Raw genomic sequence first — 24,808 nt, forward strand, 5'->3', positions numbered from 1 at the left:
GAAATGAATAAATGACCGCCCTTTCTCAGGAGAAAGGGCGGGTGCGCGCATCAGTCAGGCTGCGCCTTTTTTCTGGCGCGCTTCGCCCGGGTGGCGGCGGCGATTTTACGGGTTTTTTCCGAGACATTTTTACTTTTATTCGCGGAATCCGCAGCGGCGGGCTTGCCTTTATCACCCCGGAACGCAGAATCCGGCTCGAAGTTAGACTTCCTGCTCGCATTGCGACGGCGTTTCGTTGGGGCGTTATCGTCACGTTTTGCCCGGTCACGCGCGGTTTTACCTTCACCACGGACCTGACGCTGGCTGGAGATCAGAGCAAAGTCGATTTTACGCTCGTCCATGTGGACCGCTTCAACACGCACTTCAACCGTGTCACCCAGACGATAGGTGCGACCGCCCGATTCACCAATCAGACGCTGACCAACCGGATCAAAACGGTAGTAATCGTTGTCGAGCGTTGAAACGTGCACCAGACCGTCGATGAACAAATCGCTTAAGCGGACAAAGAAGCCAAATCCGGTGACGCTGGAGATGACGCCGTTGAAGACATTGCCAACCTGATCCTGCATAAAGTCACACTTGAGCCAGTCCGCGACGTCGCGGGTCGCTTCATCCGCACGGCGCTCGGTCAGGGAGCAATGCAGACCCAGCTGCAGCATCTCCGGCATCTCGTAGTGATAGCCGCCGGTTGCCGTAGTGAGATCTTTGGCATTTTTATCTTTAGGCATCAGGTACTTGATGGCACGTTGAACCAGTCCCTTGCCTTCACCCTGCTCTTTCGCCAGCAGATACTTGATAGCGCGGTGCAGCGTCAGATCCGGGTAGCGGCGAATCGGCGAAGTAAAGTGCGCATAGGACGAGAGTGCCAGACCAAAGTGACCGCGGTTTTCCGGATCGTAAACGGCCTGCTTCATCGAACGCAGCAGCATGGTTTGCAGCATTTCCGCATCAGGACGATCGGCAACCTGCTTCAGCAGCGCTGCATAATCAACCGGCTGCGGTTTATTGCCGCCAGGCAGCGTCAGTCCCAGCTCATTAAGCACGGTACGGAAGCTCTTGATGCTCTCGTCGGTCGGGCGATCGTGATCGCGGAACAGTGCCGGTTCCTGATTTTTCTCAACGAAGCGTGCCGAGGCGATGTTCGCCAGAATCATGCACTCTTCAATCAGTTTGTGGGCGTCATTACGTGATGCACGCTCAACACGTTCAATACGGCGCTCGGCGTTGAAGATGAACTTCGCCTCTTCCGTTTCAAACGAGATTCCGCCACGCTCTTCACGGGCAGCTTCCAGCGCATGATAGAGGTTATTCAGCTCTTCAAGGTCTTTGACCAGCGGTGCATACTGCTGACGCAGCTCTTTGTCGCCCTGCAGGATATTCCAGACTTTGTTATAGGTCAGACGCGCATGGGAATTCATTACCGCTTCGTAGTGCTTAAAGCCTGTCAGCTTGCCCTTGGTCGAAATGGTCATCTCGCACACCATACAGAGACGATCGACCTGCGGGTTAAGCGAACATAAGCCATTCGACAGTACTTCGGGCAGCATCGGAACAACCTGCGACGGGAAGTAAACTGAGGTGCCGCGCTGATGCGCTTCGTCATCCAGTGGCGTGCCAGGACGGACGTAGTAACTCACGTCGGCAATCGCCACCCACAGACGCCATCCGCCACCGCGCTTCTTCTCACAGTAGACAGCATCATCAAAGTCACGGGCATCTTCACCATCGATGGTGACCAGCGGCAGTTTACGCAGATCGACGCGGCCTTTTTTGGCCTCTTCCGGCACCTCTTCTTTCAGCTTACTGATCTGCGCTTCCACTTCTGGCGGCCAGGTGTGCGGAATTTCATGGGTACGCAGCGCCATATCTACGGCCAGGCTGGTGCCCATATCATCGCCCAGAATCTCTGCAATTTTACCGATCGCCTTGCTGCGACGGTTCGGACGCTGGACCAGCTCAACCACCACCACGGAACCCATACGGGCATTCATCGTCTCTTCAGGCGGGATGAGAATATCAAAACTCAGGCGACTGTCGTCCGGTACCACAAAACCTGCGCCAGCGTCGGTAAAGTACCGGCCAACGATCTGATTATTGCGGGGTTCCTGCACGCGAACCACACGCGCTTCGCGGCGGCCTTTGCGATCGGCACCCAGCGGCTGCGCCAGGATCACGTCACCGTGCATACAGAATTTCATCTGTTCTGCGGAGAGGTAAAGGTCATCTTTCTGGCCTTCTGCCCGCAGGAAGCCGTAGCCATCACGATGGCCAATGACTTTACCGCGCAGGAGATCAAGGCGTTCTGGCAGGGCATAACACTGACGGCGGGTGAACACCAGCTGACCATCACGCTCCATAGCGCGAAGGCGGCGACGCAGCGCCTCAAGGTGCTCTTCTTCCTGCAGATTCATCTCTTCAGCCAGCTCTTCACGGCTGGCCGGTTTTTCACGTTTTTCTAGCAGAGCCAGAATAAATTCACGGCTCGGAATAGGGTTTTCGTATTTTTCAGCTTCTCTATCCTGAAATGGATCTTTTGACATAGCGGTTCCTCCGATGTCATTTAATATTTATTGCCACTGGCGATCTGGACAAGATGATCTCATAAAGTGGTGTATTGCCTTCGACCAGGTCTGCCAGGGTATAGTTATCCAGCTCCTGCAAAAATCGCTGCACTGCATCATGTAATGCCTGCTTCAGACGACAGGCTGGCGTGATGGAACAGGAGGCGCAGTCAACCAGTTGTAGTGGCTCCATCTTACGTACCACGTCGCCAATGACAATCTGGCGCGCTGGCATACCCAAACGAATGCCGCCGTTTTTACCACGCGTGGCGGCGACATAGCCCGCCCGGCTCAGCTGATTGATGATTTTGACCATATGATTGCGGGACAAACCATAGGTGTTTGTCACTTCCGTAATATTGGTCTGCTGACCTTCTGGCAACGATGCCAGATAAATCAGGGCGCGTAAGCCATAATCAGTAAAACTCGTGAGCTGCACAGTAACCTCGGTGAACCTTCAGGCGTGCCATTAGGTTATTCGCCTTACGATTGATGTCAGGATTGAATCGGATCGCCATTCGATTAACTACGATGATAAACCAGAGTCTGATCAGCCGTGCGTTTTTTTAGCCAGCACAAGGTTTGACAAGCGAAGGGAGATTAAGTGGCATCTGAGAGTGGAAAAACAAGGGCCGGACAGTGTCCGGCCTGAATGATTATGCGTCAAACGGGTCGCGCAGAATCATCGTTTCACTACGATCGGGACCGGTTGAGATGATATCAATCGGCACACCTGTTACCTCTTCAACACGCTTGATGTAATCACGTGCGGCCTGAGGCAAACCTTCCAGCGTCTTCACGCCAAACGTTGTCTCGCTCCAGCCTGGCAGGGTCTCGTAAACCGGCTCAATGCCTTCCCAGTTCTCTGCCGCCAGTGGCGTGGTGGTCACTTCGCGACCATCAGGCATACGGTAAGCCACACAGATTTTCACCTCTTTCAGGCCATCCAGCACGTCCAGCTTGGTCATGCAGAAACCTGACAGAGAGTTGATCTGAACTGCGCGGCGAACCGCTACTGCATCCAGCCAGCCGGTACGGCGGCGACGACCGGTGGTCGCACCAAACTCATTACCCTGCGCACAGAGGAATTCGCCGGTTTCGTCGAACAGTTCGGTCGGGAACGGGCCTGCACCAACGCGGGTTGAGTAAGCTTTCACAATACCCAGAACGTAGTCGACATAACGCGGACCAATGCCTGAACCGGTTGCAACACCACCGGCGGTCGTGTTGGATGAGGTCACGTACGGATAAGTCCCGTGATCGATATCCAGCAGCGTACCCTGCGCACCTTCAAACATAATCAGATCGCCACGCTTACGCGCGACATCCAGCAGTTCAGAGACGTCAACCACCATGCCAGTCAGGATGTCAGCGACTTCCATCACATCGCTCAGCACTTTATCGAAGTCGACTGCCGGCTCTTTGTAATACTCCACCAGCTGGAAGTTGTAGAAATCGACGACTTCTTTCAGTTTGGCGGCAAATGTTTCTTTATTAAACAGGTCGCTGACGCGCAGTGCACGACGGGCAACTTTATCTTCATAAGCAGGACCGATGCCACGGCCAGTCGTACCAATCGCTTTGGCACCACGGGCACGTTCACGCGCCATATCCATCGCAACATGATATTGCAGGATCAGCGGACAGGCTTCAGAAATCAGCAGACGCTCGCGTACCGGAATTCCGCGCGCTTCCAGGCCTTTCATCTCTTTCATTAAGGCTTCAGGAGAGAGCACTACGCCGTTACCAATGATGCTGGTCACGTTATCGCGCAGAATGCCAGAAGGGATCAGGTGGAGGACGGTTTTTTCACCGTTGATGACAAGCGTGTGGCCCGCATTGTGGCCGCCTTGATAACGCACAACGTAATTCGCGCGCTCAGTCAGAAGGTCTACAATCTTACCTTTACCTTCGTCACCCCATTGGGTGCCCAGTACGACGACGTTCTTACCCATTTCTCAAAATCACCGATTGCTTAAAAAAGGATTCTACCATCTGATCCTATGCTTTTCAGCACTTTTAGCATACGATTGCGCGCTTTTTTGCCTGCGTTTTGCTCACTACAACATATTGGGGATAACGGCGCAAAGAGGCACAATTTAGCCGATCTTCTCCCGGTTTACAGGTTGCCGTGCAGACTCAGCATGCAATAGATCACCATGCCAGCCACCACCAGTCCACCACCAAATCGGTGCAGCAGGCGATCGGGTAAACGGCTCATCGTCAGGATCATGCGTCGCCAGGCGCGTGGCATAAACATCGGTCCCAACCCTTCCAGCACTAATACCAGCGCCAGTGCCATCCAGATGCTCGTTTTCATTCTGATACCCAAAAAAAAGGCCGACAACATTGTCGGCCTACAGGTTATATCAGTTCTTAACGTGTCGCGTTAGAGGGCGCCTTCATATATCGGAAGAAGTCGCTATCCGGACTTAACACCATCACATCCTGATTTTCACTGAAGCTGTTTTCATAGGCGCGCAGGCTACGAATGAAAGCGTAGAAGTCAGGATCTTTGCTGAACGCATCGGCAAACAACCGCGCCGTTTCCGCATCACCATCACCACGTGTAATCAGCGCTTCACGCTGGGCTTCAGCCAGAGTACGTGTCACCTGATAATCGGCCTGAGCACGCAGTTTTTCAGCCTCTTCCTGACCCTGCGAACGCTGGCTACGCGCTACCGCTTCACGCTCGGCACGCATACGGTTGAAGATCGCATCGGAAACCTCAGTCGGCAGGTTGATCTGCTTGATGCGCACATCCATCACCTGAATACCTAATGCCGCCATACTGTTCGGATTGGGTGCCGGCTCGCTGCTGTTGGTTTCACGCTCTACACGAGCCGCTGCACTGGCAATAGCGTCATCGGCCGCAGGCGTTGCGATTTCATCATCGCTGCCAGCAGAACCGGTGTTCAGCGCATCACGGACATCCGTCGTCAGGCGACCACGAGAGTCCGTTACGATATCTTTCACATCCAGACGGCCCATTTCAGAACGCAAGCGGTCACTGAACTTACGTTTCAGCAGCACTTCCGCCTGAGAGACATCGCCGCCGCCGGTAGCCAGGTAGTAGCGACTGAAGTCGCTAATACGCCACTTGATGTAAGAGTCGACGATCAGATCTTTCTTCTCTTTAGTGACGAAGCGATCGGCCTGGTTATCCATGGTCTGAATGCGCGCATCCAGCGTTTTAACCGTTTCCAGGAATGGGATCTTGAAATGCAGGCCCGGCGCAAACACCTGCGGTTTGTTTTCACCATCGCGCAGGACTTTGCCGAAGCGCAGAACAATGCCTCGCTCCCCTTCCTGCACCACAAACAGCGACGCATAGAGCGCCACCAGCACGACAATGATCAAAAATACTATTGGCTTACGCATCGATTACTCTCTCCCTTCGCGCTGGCTGTCGCTGCGCTGAGCATTGGCCCGACGCTGATCCATGATGTTGTCCGGACTGTATGACGACGTGTCATTGCGGCTGGCGCCGCGATCGGAGATAGCCGGCAGCGAAGAACTGTTACTGCCCTTCTGACCGCTCTGGCCCGGTGCAGCCTGGGTGCCACGCATCAGTTGATCCAGCGGCAGCACCATCAGGTTATTACCCCGATCGTTAACCAGGACTTTGCGGGTATGGCTCAGCACACGTTCCATCGTCTCGATATAAAGACGCTCTTTGGTGATTTCAGGCGCGGCTTTATATTCCGGCAGAATTTTGGCGAATCGCGCCACTTCACCCTGGGCTTCCAGAACGGTACGCTCTTTGTATGCACGCGCCTCTTCCAGAATACGTTGCGCACGGCCGTTAGCTCGAGGCTGAACTTCGTTGGCGTAAGCTTCTGCTTCACGGACGTACTGCTCACGGTTTTCGCGTGCCGCAATCGCGTCATCAAAGGCAGACTTCACTTCTTCCGGCGGACGGGCAGCCTGGAAGTTAACGTCCACAACCGCGACGCCCATGTTGTAAGGGCGAATCGTCTCATCGATTTCACGCTGGGTTTCGCTACGCACCACGGTACGGCCTTCAGTCAGAATGCGGTCCATGGTGGAACGACCAATCACGCCGCGCAGCGCGCTGTCAGTTGCCTGACGCAGGCTGTCGTCCGCGCTGGTGACTGCATAAAGATAACGTTCCGGATCGGTCACGCGGTACTGCACGTTCATTTCGACACGCACAACGTTCTCGTCCGAAGTCAGCATGACACCTGAAGCCGCCAGTTCACGTACTGATTCAACGTTAACCGCACGAACCTGATCAATGAATGTAGGTTTCCAGTTCAGGCCGGGTTCGACCAGGTGACTGAACTTACCGAAACGCGTCACTACGCCACGCTCCGCTTCTTTGATGGTGTAGAAACCGCTTGCAGCCCAGATGACTACAGCAGCAACAGCCACGATGCCAACAATTTTGCCACCGCTGCCGGAGCCGCGTTGACCGTTGTCGCTCTGTTTGCCACCGCCCAGTCCACCAAGCTTCTTGCTCAGCTTACGGAAGATATCATCCAGATCAGGAGGCCCGGATTCCCGTCCTCCCTTATTTCCCCCAGAGTTGCCGCCTTGATTATTGCTGCTTCCCCACGGGTCGCGGTCCTGTCCGTTATTTCCGGGCTGATTCCACGCCATGTCTCTACTCCATTTATTGTAATTACGGTTTTTACCCTTCATCTTTCGGATTGCAGCGATGTTGGCTGCCTTCGCTCACCCCGGTCACTTACAGCAGTAAGCACCCAGGGATTCACTCAGTTGCCGCCTTGCTGAAATCCGAAATACCCGGGTAAATCCTGCGTATCTGGCCTGCAACGAAAATGCGACAATCTTCAATTTTGAGGTAAGTGCGTCGGGCAATATCAAACGATGTAACTGGTCAGCGACGGTTCCTGCTTACATAAACGCATCCATTCAATGATGGGCATACGTATCTGCAATCCTACACTGCCGTCTTCTTCATTCCACTCTTTCTCAATCGCCTGCAACTGATAGAAACGGCTACGAAGTCGCCCCGCTTCCGGTGGCAGACGTAACGCATGCTGGGCAATTTCACCCGCCAGACGTTCAGAGAGCGCCTGCCATAGCAGCGGAATACCCACACCGGTCTGAGCGGAGAGCCAGACGCGAATGGGCAGATTCTCTTCGTTACGATCGATACGCGGTTCAAAACCGTCAAGCATATCGATTTTATTCATTACCAGTAACGTCGGGATTTCATCCGCTTCAATCTCTTCCAGTACGGCATCAACAGCGGCGATATTTTCTGTCACGCGCAGGTCCGCGCCATCAATCACGTGCATTAACAGCGTCGCCTGACGCGTCTCCTGCAGTGTGGCTTTAAAAGCGGCAACCAGATCGTGAGGAAGATGGCGAATAAAGCCGACCGTGTCTGCCAGCACCACATCTCCGACATCGGCAACATTCAGGCGGCGCAGTGTGGGATCAAGGGTCGCAAACAGCTGGTCTGCGGCAAAGACGTTGGCAGAAGTCATGGCGTTAAAGAGGGTCGACTTGCCGGCGTTGGTATAACCCACCAGCGAAACCGTTGGCACATCCGCTTTGGCACGAGACTGACGTCCCTGCTCACGCTGTTTTTCAACCCGCTCAAGACGAGACAAAATCTGACTGATTCGTCCGCGCAGCAGTCGTCGGTCTGTTTCTAACTGTGTTTCACCCGGACCACGCAAACCGATCCCGCCTTTCTGGCGTTCAAGGTGAGTCCAGCCACGTACCAGACGTGTCGCAAGATGGCGTAACTGTGCCAGCTCAACCTGCAATTTACCTTCGTGGGTACGTGCACGCTGGGCGAAGATATCCAGAATTAAACCAGTGCGATCTATGACGCGGCATTCGCACAGGCGCTCGAGGTTTCTTTCCTGAGCGGGCGTGAGGGCATGATCGAATAACACGACCGATGCTCCAGTTGTTTTTACCGCATCGGCAATTTCAACGGCCTTTCCTTCACCGACAAAATACTTGGGGTGCGGCGCTTTACGGCTGCCAGTAACCACTTGCAGCGCCTCAACGCCAGCAGAAGAAACCAGGGTTTCAAACTCCTGTAAATCTTCTACTTCTTTGTCTTGGGAGAACCAGATGTGTACCAGTACGGCCTGCTCACCGGCTTCATAACGGTCAAACAAGCTATAACCTCGCTAAATAAAGACCAGGACGGAAAACGTTTGTCTTCCGTGCCTGGCTGTACGATGACGCGTTATTCTGCGCTATCACCGTCTTGTTGTGGCTGTGGCTGCGCAGTTGTGTTGCTGCCGCCCTGATGATAATTGTTGCTGCCGCCGCCGCCGGTATTATTGCTATGGTGAGAAACCGGGCGCGAAGGAACAACGGTAGAAATGGCATGCTTATAAACCATCTGACTTACCGTGTTTTTCAACAAAATGACGAACTGATCAAATGACTCAATCTGACCCTGCAGCTTAATACCGTTAACCAGATAAATCGAAACCGGAACACGTTCACGACGCAGTGCGTTCAAAAACGGGTCTTGTAATGATTGCCCCTTAGCCATTCTATCTTTTCCTTATATGCTTGTTGTTTGTTGCTAGTAGAACCTATGGTTCGAAAAATACTGCGTAAAAATTTGCGCACGATAACCCATCAATTGTACACAATCACCCATGCTTCGCACTAAGAACCTGTAACACTGTATCAAGCGCCAGCCGGGGCTCGTCACTGTCAAGCCAGTGAACATTTTCCCAACCGCGTAACCAGGTTATCTGTCGCTTAGCAAGTTGCCGGGTCGCGCAAATTCCCCGATAAACCATTTCGCTGTGATCGATTTCGCCCGATAAATAAGACCACATCTGACGATAGCCAACACAACGAATGGAAGGCATGTCCGTATGCAAATCACCTCGTGCAAACAGGGCCCGAGCCTCCGCTTCAAATCCTGACGCTAACATCTGCTCAAAACGCAACGCGATACGCTGGTGCAGCAATTCGCGGCTCGCGGGGGCGATGGCAAACTGTTGCACGTCGTAGGGTAACGCTTCACCGGATGTTTTTGTCAGTTCCGTTAAAGTTTTACCCGAAATAAAAAAAACTTCCAGTGCTCGCGAAAGTCTCTGCGGATCATTCGGATGAATACGACTGCCGGCAACCGGGTCGATTTCACACAGCTGGCGGTGTAAAGCATCCCAGCCTTTTTCACGCGCCGTTTGCTCTATCCGCTGACGAACATCAGGATCGGCCGAGGGCAACGGCGACAATCCTTCAAGTAACGCCTTGAAGTAGAGCATGGTTCCACCAACAAGCAACGGTATTCGTCCGGCTGCAACGATTTCCGCCATTTCTGCTAAAGCATCCCGCCGGAACTCCGCTGCCGAATAGGCTTCTGCGGGATCGCGGATGTCGAGCAGACGATGGGGCGCCACTGCTAACTCTTCAGCCGACGGTTTCGCCGTACCAATATCCATCTGACGATAAATAAGGGCAGAATCAACGCTGATAAGTTCCACGGGTAAGTGCTTACGCAACTCAATCGCTAAAGCGGTCTTACCCGAAGCTGTAGGTCCCATCAAAAAAATAGCCTTTGGCCGGCCAGCCTGGTTTAATTCACTCATGCTTCAACGCGTTGACCGCGCTCTCAATCTCTATGGGCTGTAATAAGCCTGAAGGCGGCGATTTCAGCAGCTGTGGGCAAAGCCGTTCAAGCTCTGCCAGCAGGTTGATCGCCTGTGAGTGATTCCAGTCGGAGGACGCTGTTTCCTGACGCTGCGCCAGCCACTGGGCCAGTTGCGTCGCAGTGTTCTCCTGCTGCCGGGCGAGATAGCCTAACAGCTCAGGAATCAAGATTTGTAAATTTTGTGTTCGTAACGGTAAAGGCACCGCGCGCAGCGTCACGTGGTCGCCGTCGATCTGAAGATCAATACCCATCTGATTGAGCAGACTACTGTTTTCTTTTGCTGCCTGTCGTTCACCTGGCGCAATTTTCAGCCTGACCGGAATCAGTAGCGGCTGCGGCTTAAGCCCCTCTTCACCCGGTTCAAGCTGAGCCAGTTTCAGCCAGCGTGCCGCAACCGGCAGCGACATCAGCATTAATGTCTGGTCCTGCTCCAGCAGCGCAAAGTGATTGTGCAAAATCGTCAGCACCCGGCCAAAACTCTGGGCATGGGGGGCCAGCGGCGAGGGTTTCGGGGCCGGACGCGGTGCTGGCTCGCGGGCGCTCAGCAGCGGTGTGGTGCCGGACGAGGGGGTGCCGGAAGGGGTTTTCAGCAGTTGCTGATAAACCGCACCTTCACGCTGACGATAAACATTCTCTTTGTTTTGCCAGGCAGGCGGTGTTTCACGCGCGGACGAGGGTTTTGTCTCACTGGCAGACGCTGCAGGCTGCGCAAAATGATTTCCCCCGGCCGCCTGACGATTTTCAGGCTGCCAGCGTGGCGCGGGTTGTTCGGCCTGCAGCGCGGGTAAGGTGGGTGCCGCCATCGCCTGAAGCGCGCTGACCACGCCCTGATAAATAAAGTCATGTACCAGACGTGACTGGTGAAAACGTACTTCATGCTTGGCCGGGTGAACGTTGACATCCACCTGATGCGGATCGATCTCCAGATAAAGCACGTAAGCGGGCTGCTGGTCATCCTGAAGCTGTGTCTGGAATGCCTGACGGATAGCATGATTGATCAGCTTGTCGCGCATCATCCGGCCATTGACGTAGCAATACTGCAGATCGGTGACCTGTCGCGACCCTGCGGGATCGGCGACCCAGCCACGCAGCGAGAGGTCATCATGTTGCCAGTCAATTCGCAGCGCATGCTGCATAAAGGTGGTGCCGCAGATTGCCGCCAGTCGCCGTTCACGCTGACTCTCCTCACTGACAGCACGGTACTGACGCATCATTTTACCGTTGTGACTTAATGATATCGCCACGTCAAAACGTGCCAGCGCAATACGACGAATCACTTCGTCGATATGGCCGAATTCGGTTTTCTCCGTGCGCATAAACTTGCGGCGTGCCGGGGTGTTATAAAAAAGATCCAGCACTTCCAGCGTGGTGCCGCAGGGATGCGCTGCCGGTTTAACTGTCACCGTCATGTCACGCCCTTCCGCATAGGCCTGCCAGGCTTCAGTTTGATCGGCGGTACGTGAGGTTAAGGTCAGGCGGGAGACCGAACTAATGCTGGCCAGCGCTTCACCGCGAAAGCCCAGACTCATAATCGCTTCCAGGTCATCCAGTGAGGCTATTTTGCTGGTAGCGTGCCGGGCCAGCGCCATCGACAGCTCAGCTTTAACGATGCCGCAGCCGTTGTCACGGATCCGGATAAGCTTTGCGCCACCCTTTTCAATATCAACTTCAATGCGCGTAGCGCCAGCATCCAGACTGTTCTCCACCAGCTCTTTGACCACCGATGCAGGACGCTCAACGACTTCACCCGCCGCAATCTGGTTAGCCAGTTGTGGCGGTAAAATTTGAATCGGCATGGTTTTCCTTTTAACTGGTAGCCCGGCGCAGCGGCCGGGCAAGCAATCAGGATGCAGGAATTTTCAGGTTCTGCCCCAACATGACGTTGGTCGACTTGAGATTATTAGTCTGCATTATCGCTTTCGGGCTGACGCCGTAATGTGCGGCAATGCCAGTCAGCGAATCACCGACCACCACTTTATGGCGTACTACACCGCGTGGTGCCGCGCGCGCAGTTCGACTGGCCACTGCACTGGCCGGGACTTTTAATCGCTGTCCGACCCAAACCACATCACGCTTCAGCGCGTTCATCCCACGCAGCGTGTCCATGCTGACACCATACTTTGCGGCAATGCCGGAAAGTGTCTCACCGCGCGTCACCGTATGACGCTGTGTCACACCGGTGTATTGCGGTACACCGGTCGCCGGATTACTGGCTACGCTGACCGCTGGCGACGAGCCCAGCGGCCGGTTTTCCTCCTTTGGGATGGATTGTAGCGGGTGCGCCAGGAAATAAGTGCGCAGACCTCTGTAGATCGACTGCGCAATCTTATCCTGGTGTGCGCTACTGCCAAGCAGTCGCTCCTCCGAGGAATTACTGATAAAGCCGGTTTCCACCAGCAAAGAAGGGATATCTGGCGAACGCAGCACGCCCAGGCTGGCATGCTCAGGCAGACGTTTATGCAGCGACGTTACGCTGCGTAGCTGCTGTAACACTTTCTGGGCGATGTCATAACCCACGCGCTGCGAGTGACCAAACTGCAGGTCCAGTACCGCCTGGCTGAGGTAAGGATCGGCCTGACTGTTGGCCAGCAGGTCACCTGCGCCGCCCAGCAGCTCAGACTGTTTCTCTTTCTGCTCCAGCCAGTTAGCCATCTCGTTATTTGCGCGACGGTTGGATAATACCCAGACCGATGCGCCAGTGGCCGCATGGCTCGGCGCGGCGTCAGCGTGAATTGACACCAGCACGTTGGCATTGGCTTTACGCGCGACATCAGAGCGGCCCATGACCGAGATAAAATAGTCGCCATCACGCGTCAGCACGCCTTTGAACATCGGATCATTGTTTAGCAACACTCGCAGTTTGCGGGCAATGGCGATTGTGACGTTCTTCTCTTTCAACCCGCGCTGCCCGATAGCGCCCGGATCCTGACCGCCATGTCCGGCATCAATCGCCACAATCACGGTGTCATTCTGGCTGACCGCACGACCTGGACGTACGGTGCTGGCCGTGCTGGTCACTGAGGTCACTGGATTGGAATTAAATGGGTTAACCGCGTCGGCACTCTGTGTCGGCACAGGTCTCGGGGCCGTGACCGGCGCAGGCGCACTGCGCGTAATAGCAGGCGCCTTACCGGTAATGGTGAAGACCACGCTATAGCTATTGCCATTGCGCTGGGTGACCGCTCGGGTTTTACCCGCCTGCGTCAGTTCAAACACCAGCCGCACACTCTGTTTATCTTTAGGGGTGCTGGTACGAATCCGCTTTACGATATTTTCGCCGCTGAAATTGAGTGGCAGTCCCTGAACCACGCCGCTTTGGTTAACATCAAGCACCACACGATTCGGGTTGTGCAGTGAGAAAAAGGCATAGGCAGGCTGTCCTGCAAAGTTCAGGGTGATGGTGGCCTGACTGTCGCCATTGGCCACTTTGATATCTGACAGAGTAGCGGCAAAAAGAGGCGTACAGACCAGCAGCAGCAGCAGTGTTACCAGCGCTATTTTCATCCGTGACATCATGTCTTATCCCTGCTCTGATCAAACAGTTCCAGCCATTTCTGGCCCGATGCCGACTGTGCCGTCAGCTCTGCCTCACGCGCTTCGCCCACGTAGCGCAGCGTTAACGTAAGGTCGGGCGAGGGCAGAAAACCGGCACCCTGCTGCGGCCATTCCACCAGACAGATGGCATCGCCACTGAAGTAGTCACGGATGCCCATGAACTCAAGCTCTTCAGGATCGGCAAGTCGATAGAGGTCGAAATGATAGAGCGTATGGTTGTTAAGCGAGTAAGGCTCAACCAACGTATAAGTGGGGCTTTTGACGTTGCCCTGATGGCCCAGCGCCTGCAGAAAGCCGCGGCTGAAGGTGGTTTTACCCGCCCCCAGATCGCCATAGAGATAAATGACTGCCGCGCTGCCACAGGCGCGCGCCAGTTGAGCGCCCAAATCGAGCGTAGCCGCCTCATCGGGCAAAGAAATAACACAGGTCTTCATGCTTCTTTATTCATCTCAGGATTAACAAATTGCCACAGCAGATCCAGTAAATCAGTTGCCAGCATACCGCGTGTTCCGCGTTCTGCAGCCACCGCATCGGCCGCTGCACCATGTGCCACGCAGCCAGCGCAGGCTGCATCAAACAGCGTGAGTTTCTGACCCACCAGCGAGGCGATAATTCCACTCAGGAGATCGCCCATACCACCAGAAGCCATGCCGGCGTTGCCCACATCCGCAAAGGCCAGTTCGCCCCGCTCACTGGCAATGATCGTGCCGGCACCTTTCAGAACCACTACGCCACCATAATGCTGCGCCAATGTCTGCGCTGCATGTAAGCGGTCACTCTCAATTTCACTGGTCTCGATATTCAGTAAACGCGCCGCTTCTCCAGGATGCGGCGTAATAATGCGATTCTGACGTTTCTCCGCACTGATTGCCAGCAGGTTAAGCGCATCCGCGTCCCAAAGCATCGGCTTTTCACTAAGCGCGACCTGCTCCAGCGCCCGCTTGCCCCATTCACGCTGACCCAGACCAGGCCCAATCGCAATAACATCGGCCCACTCCAGCGCCTCAGTCAGCCGTTCATCGGTCAGCTCATCGACCATAACTTCGGGCCGGGCGGTAAGAATCGGAATGATATTATCTTTGTGAGTAAGTACTCGCACTAATCCGCTGCCGCTGCGTAGCGCGGCTTCTGCGGTCATTCGTACCGCGCCCGCGGTACCGGCATCGCCCCCGACGACCAGCAGCCGCCCATGACTGCCCTTGTGCGAGGTCGGCTTACGCGGTTTTAGCCAGCGGGTTAATGCACTGGCGTCATAACGCGCGATGGGCGCCGCTTCGCCCGCCAGAAAGGTGGCCAGGCCGAGATCGGCATAGCAGAGCTGTCCGATGTAGTCTCGCGCCTTGCCGGTGATCTGACCCGGTTTCAGTGCGACCATACTCAGCGTATGGCTGGCATTAATCACCTCACCAGGTGCGGTGCCGTTGCGGGCGGATAAGCCGGAAGGCATATCAATGGCGAGTATGGGTGCAGCGTGGGCGTTGGCCCGCTGGATAAGTGAGACATAGGGTTTCCCAGGCGCACGATTACAGCCGGTTCCCAGCAGCGCATCAACAATCACATCCACCCGCTCTGGCCAGGCGGCATCGGCCGCATGAATTTCACCGCCCGCATCCAGCCATGCCTCCCGCGCGCGCTGCGCCTCTTCCGGCAACGCTTTTTCACTTTCGCACGCCAGCAGCGTAACGGTTTTCCCAGCCGCCTGCCCCAGCCGCGCCACGACATAACCGTCACCACCGTTGTTGCCGTGACCGCACAGAATCAGCCAGTGGCTGGCATCAGGCCAGTACGCATTCAGATGGTTATAAGCAGCCTGCCCGGCTCGCAGCATGAGCTCATACAGGGTAATTCCGAGTACATCGGCGCCCTGTTGCTCAAGCTTTGGCACAGCCTGCGCAGGCCAGACAGAATATGGTAAACTACGGCTGTTTTTCTTCGAATCCTGGTCACTCATGTCATACCCTCTCGATCTTCATCAACTCGCACAACAGATTAAACAATGGGGATTGGATCTCGGCTTTCAGCAGGTCGGCATCACCGACACCGATCTCAGCGCAGAAGAGCCGCGCCTGCAGGCGTGGCTGGACAAACAATATCAAGGCGAGATGGCGTGGATGGCGCGACACGGCATGATGCGGGCGCGTCCTCATGAACTGCTACCCGGCACGCTGCGTGTCATCAGCGTTCGCATGAACTACCTTCCGGCCAAAGCCGCCTTTGCCAGCACGCTGAAAAATCCTCAATTGGGCTATGTCAGCCGTTATGCACTCGGTCGTGATTACCACAAAGTATTGCGCAATCGACTGAAAAAGCTCGGAGAAATGATCCAGCAGCATTGTGGCGAGCTGAATTTTCGACCGTTCGTGGATTCGGCGCCGCTGCTTGAGCGCCCACTGGCGGCTAAAGCAGGACTGGGGTGGACGGGCAAACATTCTCTGATTCTGAATCGGGAAGCGGGCTCGTGGTTTTTCCTCGGCGAACTGCTCATCGATATTCCGCTACCGTTAGATGCCCCGCAGGAGGAGCAGTGTGGTCGCTGTGTCGCCTGCATGACCATCTGCCCCACCAGCGCTATCGTTGAGCCTTACGTCGTCGATGCCCGTCGCTGTATCTCCTATCTCACCATTGAGCTGGAAGGGGCTATCCCGGAAGAGTTTCGTCCGCTGATGGGCAACCGGATTTATGGCTGCGACGACTGCCAGCTCATCTGTCCGTGGAATCGCTATGGACAACTTAGTGACGAAAGCGATTTTTCACCGCGAGCGGCGTTACATGCACCGGAACTGATCGATCTGTTTCAGTGGGATGAGGCGAAGTTTTTACGCATAACAGAAGGCTCAGCGATTCGTCGCATTGGTCATTTACGCTGGCTGCGTAACATCGCTGTCGCGCTGGGCAATGCGCCCTGGTCACCCGAAATTATTCAGATTCTGGAGCAACGATTGGGTGAGAGTGAACTACTGGATGAACACATTCTGTGGGCAATCGCACAGCAGCAGCAGAAACGCGAGCAAATCGTGGTTGAAGTGCAGCCTGCCCAGCAGAAGCGGCTGGTCCGTGCAGTAGAGAAGGGATTACCGCGTGATGCGTGATTGTACAGCCCGATCGTGAATTATCGTTTTCCACATGCTGTGAATAAAAATAAAAAGCTGTTGTCATTCAAATGCAATAACACTGATTTCGCTGCGAAATAACACATTGAAATATCTTCATTTATCTAAATATCAATAACTTATGTAAAAGTTGTGTTTATTTGATAATGAGGCTATCGCTTCGGTTAAAGCACAAAGCTGTGGATAACTCTGTTCAAAAACAATTTACAGATCGCCGTAAAGGGCGCAGATGATGGGATGCAGTGTTGTGGATAACCTTCAGGAAACAATCAAAACCCCGCGGCGTAAAACAGCCGGAAAACGGACTGAAACAGGGTGATGTAAATCTGGAGCGGGAAACGAGACTCGAACTCGCGACCCCGACCTTGGCAAGGTCGTGCTCTACCAACTGAGCTATTCCCGCATAGAAGGGCACTGCTTAATCAAAACTGGAGCGGGAAACGAGACTCGAACTCGCGACCCCGACCTTGGCAAGGTCGTGCTCTACCAACTGAGCTATTCCCGCAAAGAGGTTACTGCTTACATTTTAAAACTGGAGCGGGAAACGAGACTCGAACTCGCGACCCCGACCTTGGCAAGGTCGTGCTCTACCAACTGAGCTATTCCCGCGCCTTGTACCGTTAATAAATTCTTCACCGGTACGGGGTGCGCATTATACGAGAAATCGTTGCTGCTGCAAGCGTCTGAAAGCAAATATTTTCGCTTTCAGCGCGTTTGATGATTAAAACAGCAAACTGGTGATTTCATGCGCACCCTCAGTGGATTAAAGCTGCAAAAAGTGTTCGCGGTAGTAAGCCAGCTCCGCGACAGACTCACGGATATCATCCAGCGCCTGGTGCGTACCACCTTTTTTGAAGCCAGGCAGGATCTCCGGTTTCCAGCGACGTGCCAGCTCTTTCAACGTACTGACATCCAGATAGCGATAATGGAAATACGCTTCCAGTTCAGGCATGTACTTAAACAGGAAGCGACGATCCTGCCCGATACTGTTACCACAGATAGGCGACGTGTTCGCCGGAACCCACTGTTTCAGAAACTCAATGGTCGCCAGCTCTGCTGCGCGATCGTCAATCTGACTCTCCTTCACCCGCGCAACCAGACCGCTGTTGGTATGGGTGCGGACATTCCACTCATCCATCAGCGCCAGCTGCGCATCGGACTGATGGACCGCCATGACCGGACCTTCTGCCAGAATGTTCAGGTTGGCGTCAGTCACCAGGGTTGCAATCTCAATAATGCGATCGTGCGTCGGATCCAGTCCGGTCATCTCAAGATCAATCCAGATCAGATTCTGTTCATTTCCAGTAGCCATGCTTTTTCCTGCGGTTGCTGTAGTCGTCATTCACGATGAATAAGGTGTATCATAGACGTTTTGCCCAGCCGGGCGAAATCTGGCTAACGCTGTGAGGGTGAGTGAGTAAAAATAAACTGTCGAAGGGCCAACAACGTCGCGTAAGCGCTAACCACGATCGCCGTCTCAACCAACGCAGAGAGCGTCCGGAAGCGGATGACAACATGTTTGGTGAAGCTGCAGATGGGGTCGTTGTCAGTCGTTTTGGCATGCATGCTGATGTTGAGGATAGCGCAGGCGTCACCCACCGCTGCAATATCCGCCGCACGATCCGTTCTCTGGTAACGGGCGACCGGGTGATGTGGCGTCCGGCCACCAGCGGCGGCAAAGGCATTGTTGAAGCGGTGCATGAGCGCACCAGCGTATTAACCCGCCCCGATTTCTACGACGGCGTGAAGCCCATGGCGGCGAATATCGATCAGATCATTATCGTCTCTGCGATCCTGCCGGAACTGTCGCTTAACATCATCGATCGCTATCTGGTCGCCAGCGAAACGCTGGACATCGAACCGTTACTGGTCCTGAACAAAACCGATCTGCTGGATGACAAGGCGCGCGCCTTTGTCGATCAACAGATGGATATCTATCGCAACATTGGCTACCGCGTAGTGATGGTCTCCAGCCGGGCAAAAAACGGCCTGGACGATCTGAAAGCGGCCCTGACCGACCGCGTGAGTATTTTTGCTGGTCAGTCCGGTGTGGGTAAATCGAGTCTGTTGAATGCCCTGCTCGGCTTCGACAAAGAAGAGCAGGTCGCGATTCTGACCAACGAAGTGTCGGATGGCTCTGGCTTAGGCCAGCACACCACGACCGCATCGCGGCTGTATCACTTCCCGCACGGCGGCGACGTGATCGATTCTCCTGGCGTCCGTGAGTTTGGTTTGTGGCATCTGGAGCCGGAACAGGTAACACGCGGCTTTGTCGAATTCCGACCCTTCCTGGGCTATTGCAAATTCCGCGATTGTAAACATGACAGCGATCCGGGCTGTGCCATTCGTGAAGCGGTCGAACAGGGAAAAATCAACCGGTCCCGTTTCGCTAACTACCACCGCATCCTGGAGAGCATGGCGCAGGTAAAAACGCGTAAAAATTTCCCTGATAGCGAAAATTAATCGGTATAACCGCGTCTGAACGGATAAGCCGGCGCTTTTTGCGAAGTGCGTTCCAGTGGTGCGTTCAGGCCGTGCAGCGTGCCGGAAATCGCGTATAGTCGCCATCTGAACGGGGCGCTGCTACAATCCGTCCCCTTTTTTACAACGTCCTGAAATAGCCAGGAGGCTAAGGTGTTTGATCGTTTAAAACTCGGCTTGAATCATATTCTCCCGAAGAAATGGCTGACTGAACTTGCCGGTTGGGGCGCCAGTCGCCGCGGTGGTTGGTTGACCAAACTGGTCATTGACATCTTTGTCTGGTTTTACAAAGTCGATATGGCGGAAGCGCGTAAGCCTGATACCGCAAGCTATCGCACGTTTAATGACTTTTTCGTTCGTCCGCTCAAAGACGATGCGCGTCCGCTGGATGCTGACGCCAGCCTCATTGCCCTGCCTGCGGATGGTGCGATCAGTCAGCTCGGCCATATTCATGGCGATCAGATTTTCCAGGCTAAAGGTCATCACTACACCATTGATGCCCTGCTGGCCGGCGATGAGCGGATGGCCGCTCAATTTGTGGAGGGTGAGTTCGTCACTACCTATCTGGCTCCACGCGATTATCACCGCGTCCACATGCCGTGTAACGGTATCCTGCGTGAGATGATTTACGTGCCCGGAGACCTCTACTCTGTAAATCCGCTGACCGCGCGTAACATTCCTAACCTGTTTGCCCGTAACGAGCGCGTTATCTGCTACTTCGAAACCGATATCGGCCCGATGGTGCAGATCCTGGTGGGTGCCACCATTGTCGGCAGTATTGAGACCGTCTGGGCTGGCACGATAACGCCGCCTCGTGAAGGCGTAATTAAGCGCTGGCATTATCCGGCTGCGGACGACGAAGGCGCCGTGGTGTTGCTGAAAGGTCAGGAAATGGGCCGCTTTAAACTCGGCTCTACCGTCATCAACCTGTTCGCGCCCGGTCGCGTCAAGCTGGCGGAAAGCCTGGAAGCAGAAAGCAAAACCCGTCTGGGTCAACCGCTGGCGATTGCGCTGCCGGTCGCCACAGACATTTCCGACGTCATTGTCGATTAAATTGAGTGTCCTCTGTGCGTTCGATTCTCCTCCTGCTGCTGAGCCTGTGGCTCAGCAGCCCGGCCTTTGCGGCCAGCCTTCCTGACGCCAGCCAGCTCAAACAGCAGCTGGAAGAGATAAAATCGGCCAAAAGTTCTCCGGCTCAGGCCGAACAGATCCAGACAATTGAAGCCGCCTTAAACTTCCTCTCAGAACGTGATGATTCCCTGGAGCGCGCGGCGCAATATCAGCAGGTGATTGATGACTTCCCGCGTCTGGCGCGCGAATTGCGTCAGCAGATTGCTGCGCTGAGTGACAACGGAAAAACGGTGCGAAGCAACATGAGCAGCGCCGAGCTGGATCAGGAGATCCTGCAGGTTAGCAGCCAGTTGCTGGAAGAGGGCCGTCAGGCGCGCCAGGAGCAGGATCGTGCGCGGGAGATCAGTGATTCATTGTCGCAGCTTCCACAGCAGCAGACGGAAGCGCGTCGGGCGATGACGGAGAGTGAACGCCGGCTGCAGGGCGTCAGCAGCAGTTCACCGCAGGGCCAGTTGCAGCTGGCAGCGCGTCAGGCTGAAAGTGCCGCGAATAAAGCACTCGTCGATGAACTTGAGCTGGCACAGCTCTCTGCCAATAATCGCCAGGAACTGGCGCGGATGCGGGCTGAAGCCCACCAGCGCAAAGCCACTCAGCTCGACAACTATCTGCAGGCACTGCGTAACCAGCTCAACGATCAGCGGCAACGCGAAGCGGAAGTTGCACTGGCCCGTACCGAGCAACTGGCGGAAAACAGTGGCGATCTGCCCCCAGAGATTAGCGATCAGTTTCGGGTTAACCGTGAACTCTCGGTTGCCCTGAATCAACAGGCGCAGCGCATGGATCTGGTGGCATCGCAGCAGCGGCTGGCGACTAATCAGATTATTCAGGTCCGTCAGGCGCTCTCTACACTGCGCGAGCAGTCCCAGTGGCTGGGGGCTTCTAATCTGCTGGGCGAAGCGCTTCGGGCACAGGTTGCGCGCCTGCCGGAGATGCCTAAGTCGCAGCAGATTGACAATGAGATGGCACAGCTTCGCGTACAGCGTCTCTATTATGAAGATCTGCTGGAGCGCCAGGAGACGCTGCGCAAGGGACGACAGGCCGATGGTCAACCCTTTACTGCTGAACAGAAGCGTATTCTTGATGCACAGCTACGCACCCAGCGGGAGCTGCTTAATTCGCTGATATCTGGCTGTGACACGCTGATTCTGGAGATTACCAAGCTCAAAGTCGGCAACACCCAGTTGCAGGATGCGCTGACGGAAGTCAAAGACGCGACCCACCGCTATCTTTTCTGGACCGCCGATGTCAGTCCGATCGGTTTAAGTTATCCGCTGGATCTGGCCAAAGATCTTTCCCGTCTGCTGTCGCTGGATACGCTGGGTCAGCTTGGCAAAGCGATGGCGATGATGTTTACCAGCCGCAATTCGGTGATCCCCATTATGGGTGCCTTGCTGCTGGTCGGCTTCAGCATCAGTTCTCGTCGTCACTTCAATGCTTTCCTTGATCGCTCCGCCAGCAAAGTCGGCAAGGTCACCCAGGATCGTTTCCGCCTGACCATCCGCACCGTGTTCTGGTCGATCCTGGTGGCGCTACCGCTACCGGTATTGTGGGGGGCATTGGGTTATGGTCTGCAGAACGCCTGGCCCTACCCTATCGCCGTGGCAATTGGTGATGGTATTACCGCCACGCTGCCGCTGCTGTGGGCGTTTATGATCAGCGCCGCCTTTGCCCGTCCCAACGGACTCTTCATTGTGCATTTCCGCTGGCCGCAAAATCGGGTGGCGCGCGCCATGCGCTACTACTCGCTGAGTATCGGCCTGATTGTGCCGCTTATTATGCTGCTGATCGCCTTTGGCAATCTGGAGGATCGACAGTTCTCCTCGTCACTGGGCCGTCTCTGTTTCATCCTGATTTGCGGGGCAATCAGCATTGTTACCGTCAGCCTGAAACGTTCCGGCATTCCGCTTTATCTCGATAAAGAAGGAAATGGCGAGAACATGGTGAACCGGATGCTGTGGAACCTGATGATCGCCATGCCACTGATGGCTGCCCTCGCCTCTGCTGTGGGTTATCTGGCTACTGCGCAGGCGCTGCTGGCGCGACTGGAGACCTCCGTCGCCATCTGGTTCCTGCTTCTGGTTATCTATCACATCATCCGCCGCTGGATGCTGATTCAGCGCCGCCGTCTTGGCTTTGATCGCGCCCGTCAGCGCCGTGCCGATATGCTGGCTAATCGTGCGCGCAGCGAAGAAGAGAAGGAGCAAGGCTCTCTCAATACCGACGCGATTGAGATCGAAGAGCCTGTGATCGATCTGGATGCGATCAGTGCGCAGTCGCTGCGGCTGGTGCGCTCGATCCTGACGCTGATCGCTCTGGTCTCTGTGATTGTGCTGTGGTCAGAGATCCACTCGGCCTTCGGCTTCCTGGAGAATATTCAGCTGTGGGATGTCAGTACGTCCGTACAGGGCGTCGAGTCGATTCAACCCATCACGCTGGGGTCAGTCCTGATCGCTATTCTGGTGTTTATTATCACCACGCAGCTTGTGCGTAACATGCCCGCACTGCTTGAACTGGCGTTGTTGCAGCATCTCAATCTGACGCCTGGCACAGGTTATGCCATCACCACACTGACCAAATATCTGCTGCTGCTGATTGGCGGACTGATTGGTTTCTCAATGATCGGCATTGAGTGGTCGAAACTGCAGTGGCTGGTTGCCGCACTGGGTGTAGGACTGGGGTTTGGTCTGCAGGAGATTTTTGCCAACTTTATCTCTGGCCTGATTATCCTGTTCGAAAAGCCCATTCGTATCGGCGATACCGTGACGATCCGTGACCTGACCGGCAGTATCACGCGGATTAATACCCGTGCGACCACCATTACCGACTGGGACCGCAAAGAGATCATCGTGCCCAACAAGGCCTTTATCACCGAGCAGTTTATTAACTGGTCGCTGTCAGATTCCGTCACGCGCGTGGTACTGACTATTCCGGCACCGGCGAAAGTGAGTAGTGAACAGGTCACAACCATTCTGATTCAGGCGGCTGAGCGCTGCAGCTATGTGCTGGACACGCCGCAGCCAGAAGCCTTCCTGGTCGATCTGCAGCAGGGAATTCAGTTGTTTGAACTCCGTGTGCATGCTGCGGAGATGGGACACCGAATGCCGCTGCGCCACGAGCTGCATCAGTTGATTCTGAGCGGATTTGACCAGCACGGTATTGAGATGCCGTTCCCGCCATTCCAGATGCGTATGGAGACCCTGGGCAAGAAGGTGCCTGCCAGCAACGGGGCACCTGCAGCCCGCGCCTATAAATCTGGCGGCCTGTAATGCAAAACGCCCGGCAAAGCCGGGCGTTATTACAACTCTGAGCCGTCAGTTACTGCTTAACGAACTCTTCGCCCTGAGCGATATCTTTCTTCAGCGTGTCCAGCATGCCTGACAGCGCCTGCTGTTCGAACGCGCTGAGAGTACCAATTGGCATGCGTTCAGCAATGCCGTTTTTACCTAACAGCAATGGCTGAGAGAAGAAGCGGGCATGTTCACCCTCACCTTCCACGTAAGCACACTCCACCACATTCGCCTCACCCTTCAGTGCACGAACCAGTGATAAACCGAAACGTGCAGCTGCCTGGCCCATCGACAGCGTGGCCGAACCGCCACCCGCTTTGGCTTCCACCACTTCGGTACCGGCGTTCTGAATGCGTTTGGTCAGATCAGCCACTTCCTGATCGGTGAAGCTGACACCTTTGACCTGCGACAGGAGCGGCAGAATGGTTACACCAGAGTGACCGCCAATGACCGGTACTTCAATCTGATCTGGCTGTTTGCCTTTCAGCGCTGCCACGAAGGTATTGGCACGGATGATGTCCAGTGTGGTGACACCGAACAGGCGATTTTTGTCGTAAACGCCATGCTTTTTCAGCACTTCTGCCGCAATCGCAACGGTGGTGTTAACCGGATTGGTAATAACACCAATCAATGCTTCAGGCGCCGTGGTAGCGACCTGTTCGATCAGGTTCCGAACAATACCAGCGTTAACGTTAAACAGGTCTGCGCGATCCATACCAGGTTTACGTGCGACACCCGCGGAAATCAGTACCACATCTGCACCTTGTAAGGCGGGGGTGGCATCTTCTCCACTGAACCCCTGGATAGACACTGCAGTAGGAATATGGCTGAGATCGACGGCAACGCCCGGTGTAACCGGCGCGATGTCATACAGTGAGAGTTCTGAACCTGCGGGAAGCTGGGTTTTGAGCAGAAGTGCGAGCGCCTGGCCTATGCCGCCAGCGGCACCGAGAACGGCAACTTTCATTCTTAACTCCTTATTAAGGTGGGGCAGAGATGGGCCGAAATTCTATCTGTGTCAGACCTTAATCAACTGCTCAGGCGATGATAAAT

19 protein-coding genes and 3 tRNA genes are annotated in these 24,808 nt (G+C 54.9%); 4 read left to right on the forward strand and 18 right to left on the reverse strand.

What is annotated here, in order from left to right; genetic code table 11:
- Positions 1–50: 50 nt before the first annotated feature.
- The 13 genes from rnr to nnr form a co-directional block, all read right to left on the reverse strand.
- A complete protein-coding gene (gene rnr / locus AC6I77_RS16830) occupies positions 51–2,540 on the reverse strand; it encodes a ribonuclease R (protein ID WP_039659429.1) in 2,490 nt (829 codons plus the stop codon).
- A gap of 16 nt (positions 2,541–2,556) precedes the next feature.
- Positions 2,557–3,000, reverse strand: coding sequence for a nitric oxide-sensing transcriptional repressor NsrR (nsrR, locus tag AC6I77_RS16835; protein ID WP_003855325.1), 444 nt, complete (start codon positions 2,998–3,000; stop codon positions 2,557–2,559).
- A gap of 217 nt (positions 3,001–3,217) precedes the next feature.
- The gene (locus AC6I77_RS16840; protein WP_008925795.1) at positions 3,218–4,516 is read right to left on the reverse strand and encodes an adenylosuccinate synthase; all 1,299 of its coding nucleotides are present in this window, start codon (positions 4,514–4,516) and stop codon (positions 3,218–3,220) included.
- 164 nt (positions 4,517–4,680) lie between these two features.
- On the reverse strand, positions 4,681–4,881 hold the full coding sequence (locus tag AC6I77_RS16845; RefSeq protein WP_033743145.1) for a DUF2065 domain-containing protein: 201 nt from the start codon (positions 4,879–4,881) through the stop codon (positions 4,681–4,683).
- A gap of 56 nt (positions 4,882–4,937) precedes the next feature.
- Positions 4,938–5,942 carry a protease modulator HflC gene (gene hflC / locus AC6I77_RS16850; protein ID WP_003855319.1) on the reverse strand — a complete coding sequence of 335 codons (1,005 nt, stop codon included), beginning with the start codon at positions 5,940–5,942 and terminating at the stop codon, positions 4,938–4,940.
- Between the two features lie 3 nt (positions 5,943–5,945).
- On the reverse strand, positions 5,946–7,184 hold the full coding sequence (hflK, locus tag AC6I77_RS16855; protein ID WP_008925797.1) for an FtsH protease activity modulator HflK: 1,239 nt from the start codon (positions 7,182–7,184) through the stop codon (positions 5,946–5,948).
- Positions 7,185–7,408: 224 nt separating this feature from the next.
- Entirely contained in the window at positions 7,409–8,689 is a 1,281-nt protein-coding gene (hflX, locus tag AC6I77_RS16860) for a ribosome rescue GTPase HflX (protein ID WP_003855317.1), read from the reverse strand.
- A 71-nt stretch (positions 8,690–8,760) separates the two neighbouring features.
- On the reverse strand, positions 8,761–9,075 hold the full coding sequence (hfq, locus tag AC6I77_RS16865) for an RNA chaperone Hfq (protein ID WP_003855314.1): 315 nt from the start codon (positions 9,073–9,075) through the stop codon (positions 8,761–8,763).
- Between the two features lie 103 nt (positions 9,076–9,178).
- Positions 9,179–10,129 (reverse strand): tRNA (adenosine(37)-N6)-dimethylallyltransferase MiaA, encoded by a 951-nt coding sequence (gene miaA / locus AC6I77_RS16870; protein ID WP_033743148.1) that lies wholly within the window; start codon positions 10,127–10,129, stop codon positions 9,179–9,181.
- Entirely contained in the window at positions 10,122–11,987 is a 1,866-nt protein-coding gene (mutL, locus tag AC6I77_RS16875; RefSeq protein ID WP_497817162.1) for a DNA mismatch repair endonuclease MutL, read from the reverse strand. Before mutL ends, miaA begins: the two co-directional genes overlap by 8 nt.
- Before the next feature lie 46 nt (positions 11,988–12,033).
- Positions 12,034–13,707 (reverse strand): N-acetylmuramoyl-L-alanine amidase AmiB, encoded by a 1,674-nt coding sequence (gene amiB, locus AC6I77_RS16880; protein WP_497817163.1) that lies wholly within the window; start codon positions 13,705–13,707, stop codon positions 12,034–12,036.
- Entirely contained in the window at positions 13,704–14,180 is a 477-nt protein-coding gene (gene tsaE / locus AC6I77_RS16885) for a tRNA (adenosine(37)-N6)-threonylcarbamoyltransferase complex ATPase subunit type 1 TsaE (protein WP_003855306.1), read from the reverse strand. The genes amiB and tsaE overlap by 4 nt, the downstream gene beginning before the upstream one ends.
- Positions 14,177–15,697 (reverse strand): bifunctional ADP-dependent NAD(P)H-hydrate dehydratase/NAD(P)H-hydrate epimerase, encoded by a 1,521-nt coding sequence (gene nnr, locus AC6I77_RS16890; RefSeq protein WP_497817164.1) that lies wholly within the window; start codon positions 15,695–15,697, stop codon positions 14,177–14,179. Before nnr ends, tsaE begins: the two co-directional genes overlap by 4 nt.
- Between nnr and queG the strand changes: the two genes are divergently transcribed.
- Positions 15,696–16,835, forward strand: coding sequence for a tRNA epoxyqueuosine(34) reductase QueG (gene queG, locus AC6I77_RS16895; RefSeq protein ID WP_033743149.1), 1,140 nt, complete (start codon positions 15,696–15,698; stop codon positions 16,833–16,835). The two genes, nnr and queG, sit on opposite strands and share 2 nt — an antisense overlap.
- 348 nt (positions 16,836–17,183) lie before the next feature.
- Here the strand turns inward: queG and AC6I77_RS16900 are convergent.
- From AC6I77_RS16900 to orn, 4 genes are all read right to left on the reverse strand, one after another.
- Positions 17,184–17,259, reverse strand: a tRNA-Gly gene (locus AC6I77_RS16900).
- Between the two features lie 26 nt (positions 17,260–17,285).
- Positions 17,286–17,361: transfer RNA gene (locus AC6I77_RS16905), tRNA-Gly, on the reverse strand.
- A gap of 28 nt (positions 17,362–17,389) precedes the next feature.
- Positions 17,390–17,465: transfer RNA gene (locus AC6I77_RS16910), tRNA-Gly, on the reverse strand.
- A gap of 154 nt (positions 17,466–17,619) precedes the next feature.
- Entirely contained in the window at positions 17,620–18,168 is a 549-nt protein-coding gene (gene orn / locus AC6I77_RS16915) for an oligoribonuclease (RefSeq protein WP_003855299.1), read from the reverse strand.
- A gap of 101 nt (positions 18,169–18,269) precedes the next feature.
- Between orn and rsgA the strand changes: the two genes are divergently transcribed.
- The 3 genes from rsgA (at position 18,270) to mscM (ending at position 23,734) form a co-directional block, all read left to right on the forward strand.
- Positions 18,270–19,319, forward strand: a complete 1,050-nt coding sequence (gene rsgA, locus AC6I77_RS16920; protein WP_008925804.1) for a small ribosomal subunit biogenesis GTPase RsgA — start codon at positions 18,270–18,272, stop codon at positions 19,317–19,319.
- A gap of 171 nt (positions 19,320–19,490) precedes the next feature.
- Positions 19,491–20,390 carry an archaetidylserine decarboxylase gene (gene asd, locus AC6I77_RS16925; RefSeq protein ID WP_003855296.1) on the forward strand — a complete coding sequence of 300 codons (900 nt, stop codon included), beginning with the start codon at positions 19,491–19,493 and terminating at the stop codon, positions 20,388–20,390.
- 14 nt (positions 20,391–20,404) lie between these two features.
- On the forward strand, positions 20,405–23,734 hold the full coding sequence (mscM, locus tag AC6I77_RS16930; RefSeq protein WP_039659456.1) for a miniconductance mechanosensitive channel MscM: 3,330 nt from the start codon (positions 20,405–20,407) through the stop codon (positions 23,732–23,734).
- 49 nt (positions 23,735–23,783) lie between these two features.
- Here the strand turns inward: mscM and mdh are convergent, their stop codons facing one another.
- Entirely contained in the window at positions 23,784–24,722 is a 939-nt protein-coding gene (mdh, locus tag AC6I77_RS16935; RefSeq protein WP_497817165.1) for a malate dehydrogenase, read from the reverse strand.
- Positions 24,723–24,808 lie beyond the last annotated feature (86 nt).

The organism is Pantoea sp. X-Soil-ISGK-259 (genome assembly GCF_059730705.1).